This window comes from Pseudomonas alkylphenolica, assembly GCF_004025535.1.
GTDB classification, from domain to species: Bacteria; Pseudomonadota; Gammaproteobacteria; order Pseudomonadales; family Pseudomonadaceae; genus Aquipseudomonas; species Aquipseudomonas alkylphenolica_A.
The window spans coordinates 302,939-315,644 of record NZ_QJRG01000050.1; the positions used below are offsets into that span (position 1 = coordinate 302,939).

Genomic DNA, 12,706 nt, shown 5'->3' on the forward strand with positions numbered 1-12,706 from the left:
GGCAGTTTGTGATAATCGACAGTGTCTGACTGCCAGACAGTAAACTACACGATTTAACAAGTGGGCGATGTAATTTGTTCATAAGTTGGCCGGCACCCGACTTTCTGGAGCGCTATGGCCGATGGCATTGCTGAATGTTCATCGATCTATGTTCATGGAAGCAGGCCAGCGACCTCGCGCTCGGCATACCCGGGCAAAGCTCCTCCACGCTTTCCGCCCGTCTTGGCCTTTGCGGGCTTCTATCCTTCACGCCTTGGCGGCCTGCGCGCGCCACTTGCGCTTAAACCAATTCAATGCCTTCAGCATTTGTGAGCAAGCGCATCCAGATTCTTGATGCAATGCTGCAACTGAAACTTCTCCATCACTCGACTCGGCGGGTCTCGATCACAGAAGACGGCGAGCGGATCTAAACCCGGGCTCAGTCTATTCTGGGTGTTGAGATCGGGGCCAGGCAGGGAGAGCCGACTGGGAGGGTGCGGATAATCAGCAGCCCAGGGTTCGGGCACAGGAAGTTGGCACCTGCGCTTTCAGCGCTCTCTATCAAGTACCCCAAGTTGGACATCCACGATCATCTGACCTAGCTCAAGAGGGTATTGATCTGGACATTCGGGTGGGGAGCGAGATAGCGATGACGCAGTTAGCCAAGAAAATGGTCGGCAATCGAAGGGTATTGTGTGCAAGCTTGGAATACCTGAAACGCAGGAGAGCTCCGAAATCGCCTCGGAGCTTGGAGAACATGACGGCCTAGTAATCAAGGAGCGAGATTACCCGTTTGGCGTCTGGAGCTTCACCGGGCCTTCTGAGTTCAGCAGCATCAAAGTCACCGGTAGTCTTTCGACGAACCACGGAGAGATCGCCCACGAATGTGTTTAGAGGGGAGGGGTATCCTTTCCGTTCCATCTGGGACGTCCGCGATGATCTGGCCAGCGGGAAGCTCGTGCACGGCCTGCCGGACTACTTCGAACAGCTGGATGAAAGGCACGACAAAGATTCCTGCAAAGATCCTGCACTTGAGGGAGTAGTTCGAACCCCCTGAATTCTAGCCACGTGATCCACAAGCGTTAGGCAGTGGAGTTTCAGATATTCATTTGCTAAACACTGCGTGATCACTGCTAAAGCAGCTGCAAAACATTATCTGGATCGAACATGGCGATCGTATCTCGCTGGAGCTTGCTGTAGCACCTCTTTAGTATCCGTTGCTGGGTAGCAATTATGCCGAAGTCTTTAAGCCTTTGTTTAAGGCGAGCGCGCTCATCCTCATTTGTCACTCCACCTCTGAGAAGGTGCGAATAATTGGCCAGGATTTCAATTAAATCTGTAATTCGTGCTGGCTCTAGATTTCCTCGATATCGCGATTCAAGTTTTAGATCAGTGAGAAGTTTGTCGTCAAATATGGATTTTTTTCGTATCCCCAACAAATTTGGTGCTTCATTTCTTAAGACACCATGGTTCAGCTGAAAATTGTACAGAGTATCAAAGCACCGGTTATAAGGATGTATATGCGTTGCTAGCGTAAATTCTTTCGTTCCTTTGAAGCCTTGGTTGCAAGATTTACATGAAGGAATGTGGTTATAAAACGATAGCGCTAAATATGGATAGAGACTCTTAGAGTAAAAGTGGTCGATATCGAACAGCATCTTCTCGTCAACCGTATGCTCGTCCTCCACGCGAACGATCCTCATGATTACTTCATTACAATAGGGGCATGTAGATCCGTCGAAGCCAAGTTTTCTGTATCGGTTGATGCATTGATGACTGCTTCGATAGTTGGAGTACGTGAAAACCTGAGAGAGAAGGCGTGGCCCGAAAGATTTGGGATGGATCTTCTCATTTTCGATGATAAATAGATCGCCAGGTCTGAGTATCGTATTTGCATGCTCAATTATGTCATCTAGCTGTTGAGGTGCGGCAGTAATAATCTTCTTTAAGTTGCTCGAGTCGGAAATGTAGTCAATGTAGGTGAGTTGGCGAGCTACTATCTCTGCACCAACTAAAGCCACATAGTCAGCCTTTTCCAGCTCCGGTCGCAAAGCATGAACTCTGGCAATGAGTGATCTAGCGGAATACGACCCGTCAATGTTTTGGGGATTCAAGTCTTCCCAAAGCTCTTCAACCGTTTCGCTCAGTAGGAAGCTTACGTTATCAGTTAAGGTTTCTAGATGTTTTAGAATGCTGATCACTTGCTGGAAATCCTTTTGATGATATGGGATTTGATCAGCTGATCGTCAATGATTGATGCCGCTTGTCGAAGTGCGTCCAAGTCGAGTGGTGAAATTTCGTCTGCATCAAGTATGGTAAGTATTTTGGATATGTATTTAGCAGAGATGTTGCCGCTACGTTGTCCTTTGAGGCCGAATGTTGAAGCGTAGATATCAAATAGGTTTGCACCGAAAGTTTTCAATTCCTCGCTAGGCGGCACAGCGTTAGGGCCACCACACTGAGGTAGTAGTGCAATCAAACACTGGCTTGGCAAGTCGCTTACCAAAATTGGAGAATGAGTAGTAATTACTATCTGCGATTTCTGCTCTGAAAGCCTTGGCAGGCATGTGATCAGCCGCTCAATAAACTCAGTTTGCCACTTGGGATGCAGGTATAGATCCGCTTCGTCAATGCATAGCAACGTCCCGCTATTACTATTTTTGGATATTCCAGTATTGCTAAGACTGATCCAGATTGAACTAAACATATTCAGGTAAGCTTTTTGGCCGGAACTAAGGCTTGTCCAGTTGATAGATCCAGATCTGATTAGTTCGATAATCCAGGCCAGCTCTAAGTAAGGCAGTGGCTCATCCTTATCGAAGTCTATTGTGAAGGAATAGCGGCTGCTCTTGAGCGACTCATCCAACCGGATGTTCATTGCTCTCAATATGTGCTCAAGTTCAATGGTGACGTCAAGAAGTTTTGTTAGGGTCGGTTTCGAATGATGCAATTCAAGTTCTTCATGTGTTTTGAAGAATTGTCTGGCGGCAAATAATGGCTCCCTGAAGTCTATGGGCTCGGATTGAAGCTTGTTCAAAGATTGGTCAATGTTGTGAATAAACTCTTCGCGCTCAATGTTTTCAGTCAATAGCTGATACAAGAACAGCCCCTGAATCGCAATCACTGCACGCTGTAAGTTTTTATCAGGTAATCGCTGCCTTCGCATGCTAATTTGTAGTTCGGAGATTTTTTTATAGAAATCTACTAACTTATGATTTCGATCGTTGTTCGTTCTGCGGATTGACCTGTCAACCTTGATCTCAATTCTTCTCGGGGTCTCGATTCTAACCTTGGGGAACTGAGTGGAATAGATGAATTGTAGTTGATAGATAATATCAGCCTCAGCTCTGGCTCTTCCGAGCGCGAAGCCTCTTCGACTGTATTTAAAGTTTGCGGATATGTCTTGAACATTCTTCCCGAGATCCATTTGATTTTCGTCAAACACGTTCGAAAAGTAAATTACATTGAGATCCTTAATATCTCTGAAGTCGGCTCTTCGCTGAGCTGGAAAATTGGTTGTTATTTCGTTGCTGGTGTTGTTTATGTAAAATAGCTCGCCATGTAGTTCGTAGACAACAATTGAAGGTGTGTCGATTCGCTCATTGGACTTTAGAGCAAGGCAAATGAGTTCCAATGCATTTGTTTTGCCAGCGCCATTTATTCCCAGTATGGCCGTTATGTCTAATATGTTCTCGCCAAATATTTCTGAGGGTAGAGCTGTTTGTGTTACTTTGCTGACTTCGTGAGTGTCGGGGCTGTATGAGAATTTGAAATCATTGCACAAATTGATTCCAAAATTGTTCAGATTTTTGAAGTGTGATGTCCATATGAAGCAAATTCTCATTCGAAAGCCCGGCATATCAGTTGAGTTCGAGTCGACCACTGGCAGCGATCAACCTCCATGTCGCCACGATAGCGGATGGCTATCTTCTTGTCGAAAGCTCCGCACTGAATCGCCCCGGTTTCATTAGACCACTACAATCCTGCACGTCTTCGGCCGGGGCGGCCTGCGCGCTCCGCTTACTGTCGTTTTCGAGCTGATCAATCTAATCTTCCTTCTCCATCACCACCCTCCCACAGCTCCGTCCCCCTCCTGAGGCTCAAGGACAGGCCATGCTCGCCGTTACAGTGCTGAGAAATGGTTCTCGCTGATATGAAATCACGGAGGAGAAAGGATTTATGTTGGTAGGCTTTTTGCTGCTGGTGGTACAGATCGTAACAATGACCGCGTGGGCTGAGTCTAACGTCAGGAAAACCCCCGAAGGCGTGAAACTGCTAAATACGCTGTCGTCGGCTGGGTTGTTTTTTCTCCGGTGGCGGGCATTCGCAGACTGCAAAAGCGAGCTCAGATCCCTTCAGAAAATCATGGGTGCATTGGCTCTCATTTCTATCGGGCTATTCAGTATCGTTCCAGAAGAGTCGAAGCAGGCAGCATCTATCTATCCCGTGGCGTTCATGGTTCTGTGGATGTCGATTAAGGTTGGAATCGACGTGCGCGGCCAATTTGGGGAGATGATGTCGATGGCTGTGATTCTGTTTTGCGTGCCGTTGATTGTGCTTTTCTGCAAATGGTTAGGGTTTTTGCCGGCCGTCGTCGTTGACCAGGTTCGAATGACTGTTCCGGTGATGCGCCACTTTGTTTTGCAGGACTACCAGTTTGCTTTGATTCTCGCCTTTTTGTTCGGCATCACTGGCGTAATTATGGCGGTGTTTCAAGTCTTGTTCTTTTCGATCATCCCTCTAATGCTTCTTTTCCTGATGGTGTTGGTATCGAAGTTGTCGAGAAATCTGTTGGGCTGGTCGACAAGTCGGGCTCGAAACTGCGTCGCGGTTTACGTGTTGTTCTTGGGGCCAACGCTATTTTTCCTCCACGCCTATCATTTCATATGAGTGCCGGATTGAACTGGCCTAATGATTCTGGACACCACTTAAGGGCGATAAGATATCGTCAATCGTGGAGGTGCCCATGAACGAGAGAAAGACCTACAGTCGCGAGTTCAAGCACCAGGCGGCCAGCCTGGTGCTTGATCAGAACCTTTCTGTCCAAGAAGTCTGTGAGTCCATGGATATCGGGCCGACAGCTCTTCGTCGCTGGGTGGACCAAGTCCGCAAGGAGCGTTCTGGACAATCGCCCACTGGCGCAAAGGCTATTACCTCAGAGCAACGCAAAATCCAGGAGCTGGAAGCCAAGGTTCGCCGCTTGGAGCGACACGCGGACATCCTAAAAAAGGCGACCGCTCTCTTGATGTCGGACTCCACCGGTCGTTTTTCCTGATCGACGAGCTCAGAGAGCTATTTTCGATTGCTGAGCTTTGCCGCGAGTTTGGAGTAAACCGCAGCAGCTACTACGAACGGGGTCATCGGCGACTTCGCCAGGATCCGCTTCGCGAGCAGCTCAAGACTACAGTGGCCCGGCTACACGCAGCCAGCCGCCAAAGTATGGGGGCCCGAATGATTGCCAAACATCTTCAAGCCCAGCATCTTCGGGTGGGACGCAACAAAGCTGCAAAGCTGATGGCGGAACTCGGCCTTATTGCTCAACAACGGCGTCCGCCTGCGTTCAGGTCAAAAGGCGTTGAAGCCTTGGTTGCACCGAACCTGCTGGCTCGTCGTTTTAGACTGACGACGCCTAATCAGGTCTGGTGCAGCGATATTACCTATCTCGAAATCGGCAAACGGTGGTTCTACCTGGCAGCTGTCATGGACCTGTATGCCCGACGTATTGTGGGTTGGGCTTTTTCTTTGGTGGCTGACGCCAACCTGGTCTGCAAGGCCCTGCGTATGGCTGTCGGGGCACGAGGGACACCCGCAGGTTTGATGTTTCACTCAGACCAAGGCTGTCAGTACACCAGCCACAAGTTACAGCGCACGCTGCAGGACTATGGCTTCTTACAGAGCATGAGCCGTAAAGGCGAATGCTGGGACAATGCGCCGATGGAGCGTTTTTCGGCACATTGAAGTCGGAGTGGATGCCCAAAGCTGGCTACCGATCAGCATCTGAAGCAGAGCAGGATGTGCTGCATTTTCTGATGTATTACAACCGCACACGGCTCCATAGCTACAACGGCTAAGCGTTTGAGCATCTGATCGAATGTCCCTTGGTTTCGCCAGCCGCGAAACCGCTGATACACCGTTGACCACGGGCCGAAGCGTTCAGGCATATCTCGCCACGCAGCACCTGAGCAGAGCAGCCAGAGCACGCCATCAAGCATCAGCCGGTCGCTCAGGCGGGGGGGCCATGGGTTTCGGTGAAGAGATCAGCAACCACAGCCCAGGCCTCGTCCGAGAGTTCGTAACGCTTTGCCATCACAGGATTCCTTTCCGTAGATGGCTGGAAACTCTACAAAATTTCAGCTTCCGAGGGACGCCGATTGGGTTTCTCGGGATTTCGTACAGAGCCTAGCAGTCAGCATTTGGTCAGTATTGGGAATCATGGGTGATCTGTTGCGAAGAGGTGCTACCGGATAGTGCGCAAGCTGGCGGTGTTTAGTCAACAAGCAATTTTTCTTTGAACACGTGCGCGCCCCGCTTCCGAGGAGCGCTAAGCGAACATCCTAAGAAACCAGAGCCGTACCATATTTCTCAGCGTCCCTTTATGTCGACTCTTATTTGGCTCATTTCCATTTTTTGCATGATACTTTTGTACCGCTGAATTCATCCCTTGTACGTATCTTTCAAACTCACCGACTGCAAATTTCAAAAAATGCTCATCCATTAGGACGCTGTCAAATACGTTGACCGACACACCCTCAGTTTTGCGAATGGCTGACAAAACCCTTTTTTCTGAAGAAGTCTTTCTGCCTTGGCGAATATTTATATCGCTATAGCCCTTAGCGATGCCATCGCTGTGAATCATGATATTCCTGATGACTGTCAAGTGATCTAGATCGGAAATGTCTTTGCCTCCAATGACCTTCCGCAGCATGACATGAGCCTTCTCTATTGGCCCCATGCCCTTGATCTTCCCCTCAAATCCAGTGAGATCAATCATAAATTCCAGGCATTGGCTCATTCGGTGTTCGAACAACCCAAACATAGTAAGATACGCTGAGCGTCGAGCGAGCTGGGTAATCAAAAATTTGTGCATGGACAAAACTTCGTCAGAGTTGTATCCCACAGAAGAGCCGCATGAGTAAAATGTGCGTAGCCGCACGTAGCTTTCGCCATGCTGATCGTATGCTTCTTCTTCGTGCTCATGCTCATTTACTGCGCCTGGCTCGTCCGCCTCTTTAAGTGCCAAAGCCACATTTTTTTCTGCCTGCTCCGCGAGCATTCGCATAACAGAAATGGATTCACTGATAGCACACATGTGAACACTGAAAATAAAATCAAGCTTAGCCAAGTTGCCTCCCTGCATGTTCAGTGTGAAGGCCATAGGTTACCTATGGTCAAATTTACTTTGAAGATTTTATCTCGTGAAATCCTAACGAGGACGGACAGCGATGAGGCATGGTTTTCGCATGTTTGTTTCTCAGGTTACGTCGATTATTCAAGCTTGCGTACGAGCCCGCCAAACTGCTGGGCTGGCTCGACGTAGCGCAGAGCAGACTTGAGATCGCTCCACCCCACGTACTCCATCAGTGTCTTCATATCCCAGCCCGAACTGGCCGCCCAGGTAGCAAAGCCCCTGCGCATCGAGTGCGCGCTGTAGATCTCAGAGGGCAGAATGACAACGCTTCTGGCAATGCCACGCCGGAGCCTGACCGCGACTCTCTATAACTTACTCCTCATCAGGTTTAGCCTGCGTTTCAGAGCTGCGATCGTTGAGGGTAATCTCTATATCCGGATCCTGGAGGAGTGTGGACATGAATTGGGAAGGTGAGTCCGTTGCATAGAAAGGCCACCACGGGCCCCAAGTGACAGCAGCCTTAAATTCGATGGGTCTGGCAGGTCGACCAGCTCTAACCTTGGCTTGCGCGAGCTTCACCCCCACGGCTTGCCAAGTGAGCTCGTTGAAACGCGCCTCTGGAAGAGTTAATGCGAGCCTTAAGTAGGCGGTGGATTGCCAGTCTTGTGGGCAGTCGGGGTGCCTGAACATGGGCTCGAAGCAATATTCAATCAACTGCAGCATCACGCCCGCATCGCAGCGCCCCGTCAGATACATATCACAAACGAAATCGTTGAGTACCGGCACCGCACTTGAGAAGGTCAGCAGGGGCGTGGCCAGGTAGGTGCGCAGACCATTGAGACCTCTGTTAGCGAAAACGGGCCCTTGATCCATCATCGCGATGAGATCTGCGGTATCGATACCAATGAAATTCCGTCGGCTTATGATCATTTTGATCATGGCGCAGGAATACTCTGGCCATCTTAGCTTCTTATGTACTGCCGCATGATTAAGCAGCATCTGGGGCGAAGCCGTGTTGACCCCCATCGTTTTCGCCAGCAGACGAAGGCGCCCATCTAGAGAAAGCAAGCCGGCGCCGTACTCAAGACAGACAAGCAACGTCGAATAGTCTTCGTCCGATACGATGTCTTTGAGTTGATCAACCGGCGCTGCAGACGATGGCCCGTACGCAGGTACCACCTTGCAATAGCCGTCAACGGTAGCGGTAATGGCTTCAAGGTAGGCCAGGTTGTTCTCCCAATCTTCTTCGGTCAGCTTGAGAACACCGATCTTGCCTTCGTGGGCATACATCGAATCTCGCCCGAGACCTCGAGACGCTTTGTCCGCCTTCGCAGCAAGAGCCAGTCGCGTTGCACTGCTGACATAGAGATTCGGCAAATGTTCGAGTACATCCAGCATACCCAGGGTGGATAGCTCGACCAGCATGCTCAAATCAACCACCCAAGCGAAATCTGGTGCCAGCTCACCGAATGGGTCGGACATATCGCCACGCTCAAACGTGACCTCTAACGTAGTCTCCTCGGCTGGCCATTCTCTGACCAGGTCTATGGCGTCCACCCCGATCAACCTCCCAATCAACCCCAGTGTGGCAGCGTGCTCCTTGTACAAATTCAGCGTATGAAGGCCTTGGGCTTTGCGTCGTTCCAACTGCTCAATGAGGTACGAAAGGTCGTAGTCGCCATTTTCCAGACGAGGAATCTTCATCGCGGCGAGCATTTTATTCGGTACCATTGCGGTCAGGATGCGCTGATTAGAGAGCTCAACGAGCCTTTGGTGAATGGTGATGATTCGTTTGATCCTGTACTGCTGCTGGCCTATCAATCCTGGAAAGCCAACCTCGTCACCTACTTTTAATCCCAGGAGTGCAGCGGCTTGCGCAGAGTCAGGGGGTATAAATTCATCCATGGGGGGAAGCTGAGTGGCCTGCGCTAAATCGATAGAGATGTGGCCAGAGTCTCCGCCGGCGCCTTCAAGCTCTGCCGTGGTTCCAGGGGCAATTGACAGAGGCTTCGTCTGGGCTTCGTCCATTGCTTTAGCTGTGGTAATCATGATCATCAAGTGCAGAGCCGCTGCTTCGTTCTCTCCGGCGCTCGATCGCATTGCGCGGTAGATCCTGTCGATACCCCGATCAACATGACCATGCATAATTTCGATGCTCCCTAGCCGTAACAAGGCCTCCGTTGAACCAATGAGCGAGGAGGGGACTCGAGCCAGCACATCTCCGACATTTACGTCGTGAGTGTTGGCGCTGACCTGCACCAAAAGCAGCCACGAAGCTGCGTCATCGGGTTGTTCCACGACATCTTGTTCGATGAGCGCCAACATTCGCGGCCAGTCGCCTGCGTTACCGTATAGATGAAGTGCAGCCTGTCGCGCATCCTTAGACACCCGCCATTGAGAGGCTAGCGAATCCAGCAAGTCGCGTAATTTGACCCGCTTATCAAGGGCGGCGTAACACTGGATCAGGTCGTCATGCTGTAGGGTGTACGCATCAGTCGGTAGCAGACGCTCCAGAATATCGACGACTGCATCGTAGCGGTGACAAGTGAGCATCAGCTGCGACGCCAGGGACAACTCTTGCGCTACGGTGCAGGTTTTCGCTATCTCGGCCACCCTATCTTCATAGCGCTTACGCAGCGCGTCGTCGCCGATGTATGCGCGGGCTGCGAACACTAAATGGGGAATACTGGTACTTGCCGGTGTGATACCGCGAGCCTCAAGCTCCTCCCGGACACGATCCGCTTGCTTCTCGCGCAACAGTAATTCCCAATGAAGCTGATGAAGAACGGTCGAAACCAGCTTCACCATCTCGCTCTCATCATTTTCGGAAACAGGCATCCTTGCCGTTACCTCGGCGATCGTAGCCTGCAACAGGTCATCACGATTAACGATCAGACAAGACTGTCCGAAGGATACCAACGTATCCGTATCAAGCTGTTCAATGGTTCCTTCAAACCGAGCAAGAAGATCCGCATCCCGGCCAAGGTCACGAAGCGCCTCCATCTCAATGCGCGGGGAAGCGGCGTGTTCTGGTACGCCGCGCTCTCGACCCTGCTCAATCAGGCCTAGCGACTGCGCTGGTTTAGCGAGCAGCAGGAATGCGTAGGCCAGGTGGAAGACTATATCGGTCTGCACCCTGACGCTCTGCTCTGACCAGAGCACTTTCTCACGGTCAGCGAAGCGAGCGATGGCGCTCTCCAGCAGTTCGCGCCGATCTTCGGGCTGCCAGCGATTCTTGACGTGGAAGGCGTTCTGTGTGGCCAAACGCACTACCAGTCGCAGATAGCTTTCGAGGATGAAAATGGATGCATCGGTTTTTTCGAGTGCAATCTCGATAGCACTGACCGCACCAGCGTCGTCGTCCTGGCTGGCACGTGAGCTGGCGAGCATTTGCCACGGTGCCGCCATGTCCACGAAAGCAGCGGGAATCTCTTCAGCAGTGAGTACTTCGCGGTTCATGACCCGCGCATTGGTGACAATCTGCCAAACAGCAAACGACTCTGGGAACTTTGCGTTCAAGGCTTTTCCGGCTTCCAGTGCCGCGTTAACTTGGTTGCGCAACAGCAGCGCTCGAACACTGCCTGCAGCGATACGATCATCGTCAGCATAAAGCGCTGCAGCCGTCTCAAGATCCCTTGCGGCAAGTTCATCCTCGGCAAGATGCCAATTGCACATCCCACGCAGGAAATGCCACCGCGCTCTCTGATGGCTGTCGAAATCGTCCAGTTCCTCCTGCAGGGTCTCCAACTGGGTCAGAGCCTCTCTGTATCGACGCTCGCTGTGCAGCTGCTTCACACGATCCAGCTGGCGTGAATAGATCGAACTGGCAGAACAAGGTTGAGACGAAGGCAGTTCCTCGGGGCCCACTGCACGGGTATCAACCACTACAGGTTGGGACAGGAGGGGTGAAAGCGTTTCTACCAGCGGACGTAGGCGCTCGAAAACCTCTAGATTGATGCTCAGAGGACTGCTTTGAGCTGAAGTCAGCGTAGTGCGCCATAGCTTGGGAAGCTCAAACTCGTCGGCAGCATCCCCCAGGAAACGTTTGAGCGTTGCAAGGCTGAGCTCCCCGCCGAGGCCGTTCAACTCTGAGCAGACACTTACCATCTGCGCCCAGATAGCACTCGGATCCGCCCACGGCATTGCTTGCTTAATGAGCTGTTTCTGATTGGCCACTTCCGCCGTGCGATCGGAGTCCAGATCGTGGCGCAAAAATCGAAGATGCACGACGAATTGGTGAAGCTCATCTGCCTCGACCGGCTCGTCGCTGTATTGCTCCACAGCTAACTTAATCGCTGCGTATGCAGCCCGATTGCTCGCGTTACTGACCTTCTCGGCATTGACTCGCGTGTACCAGCTTTCAGCGCTGGAGGAAGCGAGCGCGGCGCTGACGACCTCAACCGCGCCTTTCATGGCGCTCGTACTCGAGGCGTCATACACAATCACGTTGTCGTCCGACTCGCGCGTGAAATCCGGACGTTTAAAGTCCAGCCAGGCAAGGCCCACTGCCTCGATGAAGGTGGGATTGTCGCTTGCTCGAAGCGACCGCTTCATTTGCAGGTTGTGCCTCGCGCGTTGCGTCGAGTTGAGGCGCGCAGTGAAGATGATCAAGTCATCGGTGTTATGGCCGAATGGCCGACCTTGGAATAGCAGTTCCACGATAGTGAAGTTATCGCGTATGCCAGCGCAGGGGATGCCCAGACACATCGCCAGCAAGCGTACCGCCTGCACGCGCCGCTCGAAAGTGACGCCTCGTCCACCGGTAGACACGGGATTGGACGCATTCTTTTGGCGACCAACCTTACGTCCACCGGTTTGTTGTGTCGCAGGCGTATCAGTCGACTTCCGTGGCATAACCATTCCATTTGATTCCGAGGCTTACGCATTCTAGCGGTTAGCGGTGCCCGAAACTATTGCGGGATAGGAGTGCAAATGTACTCATAGAGCGATCGGCGAGGATCAGTTGCGCAACTTGGCCAAGCGCTCGGCCGGCAACAGGTAAGCAGCGAGGAGTTCAAGGTGCTCGGCGAGGTGCTGCGCGATGAGGTCATTCTAGCCGTCTGGCAACGCCAGTTGCCGGCACAGATTAGAGATCTAGGGCGAGCAGCTATGCCGGGTTCGGGCACGCGGTTGTCCGTGTCGGTTACCAGCAAAATTCCGGACGTGAAGGAAATCATCACAGTTCTTGCCGCACGGTTCATTCATGACCCGGGATTCCAGATCCAAGTCAATGGCACACCTCTGACTCTCGTAAAACTTGAGCAGCTTGCTCGCACGCATGCCCTGAAACTGAGTGCCGCTTGGGCAATATTCGGGTTAATCAAGTTGATGAATCGGTCGGTGCAACTCGTTCAGCTTTAAGCCAAATTATAGCTCAGC

At 51.6% G+C, this 12,706-nt stretch carries 8 protein-coding genes and 2 pseudogenes; 4 read left to right on the plus strand and 6 right to left on the minus strand.

The genetic code is table 11. The features are described from left to right. The first annotated feature begins 293 nt into the window (after nucleotides 1-293). Nucleotides 294-410: a LysR family transcriptional regulator gene (locus tag DM813_RS29145; RefSeq protein ID WP_431312017.1), complete on the plus strand. Its 117-nt coding sequence runs from the start codon at nucleotides 294-296 to the stop codon at nucleotides 408-410. 702 nt (nucleotides 411-1,112) lie between these two features. Here DM813_RS29145 and DM813_RS28125 read toward each other — a convergent pair. Together DM813_RS28125 and DM813_RS28130 are read right to left on the minus strand one after the other, a co-directional pair. Next, nucleotides 1,113-2,180 carry a hypothetical protein gene (locus DM813_RS28125; protein WP_128326672.1) on the minus strand — a complete coding sequence of 356 codons (1,068 nt, stop codon included), beginning with the start codon at nucleotides 2,178-2,180 and terminating at the stop codon, nucleotides 1,113-1,115. Next, on the minus strand, nucleotides 2,177-3,763 hold the full coding sequence (locus DM813_RS28130) for an AAA family ATPase (RefSeq protein ID WP_164897310.1): 1,587 nt from the start codon (nucleotides 3,761-3,763) through the stop codon (nucleotides 2,177-2,179). Before DM813_RS28130 ends, DM813_RS28125 begins: the two co-directional genes overlap by 4 nt. Before the next feature lie 395 nt (nucleotides 3,764-4,158). Here DM813_RS28130 and DM813_RS28135 point away from each other — a divergent pair, with 395 nt between their 5' ends. Together DM813_RS28135 and DM813_RS28140 are read left to right on the plus strand one after the other, a co-directional pair. Then, complete coding sequence (locus tag DM813_RS28135; protein ID WP_128326674.1) at nucleotides 4,159-4,869, plus strand: hypothetical protein; 711 nt, start codon at nucleotides 4,159-4,161, stop codon at nucleotides 4,867-4,869. A 76-nt stretch (nucleotides 4,870-4,945) separates the two neighbouring features. Then, nucleotides 4,946-6,050, plus strand: a pseudogene (locus tag DM813_RS28140) (IS3 family transposase). Here DM813_RS28140 and DM813_RS28145 read toward each other — a convergent pair. The 4 genes and pseudogenes from DM813_RS28145 to DM813_RS28160 form a co-directional block, all read right to left on the minus strand. Continuing rightward, a pseudogene (locus DM813_RS28145) lies at nucleotides 6,042-6,286 on the minus strand (transposase); the annotation flags it as partial. The pseudogenes DM813_RS28140 and DM813_RS28145 sit on opposite strands and share 9 nt — an antisense overlap. A gap of 234 nt (nucleotides 6,287-6,520) precedes the next feature. Continuing rightward, entirely contained in the window at nucleotides 6,521-7,321 is an 801-nt protein-coding gene (locus DM813_RS28150; protein ID WP_206617446.1) for a hypothetical protein, read from the minus strand. A 143-nt stretch (nucleotides 7,322-7,464) separates the two neighbouring features. Further along, nucleotides 7,465-7,665, minus strand: a complete 201-nt coding sequence (locus DM813_RS28820) for a tyrosine-type recombinase/integrase (protein ID WP_347233038.1) — start codon at nucleotides 7,663-7,665, stop codon at nucleotides 7,465-7,467. A 34-nt stretch (nucleotides 7,666-7,699) separates the two neighbouring features. Continuing rightward, complete coding sequence (locus tag DM813_RS28160) at nucleotides 7,700-12,181, minus strand: PIN domain-containing protein (RefSeq protein WP_128326676.1); 4,482 nt, start codon at nucleotides 12,179-12,181, stop codon at nucleotides 7,700-7,702. A 165-nt stretch (nucleotides 12,182-12,346) separates the two neighbouring features. Here DM813_RS28160 and DM813_RS28570 point away from each other — a divergent pair, with 165 nt between their 5' ends. After that, entirely contained in the window at nucleotides 12,347-12,688 is a 342-nt protein-coding gene (locus DM813_RS28570; protein WP_128326677.1) for a hypothetical protein, read from the plus strand. The last annotated feature ends 18 nt before the right edge of the window (nucleotides 12,689-12,706 follow it).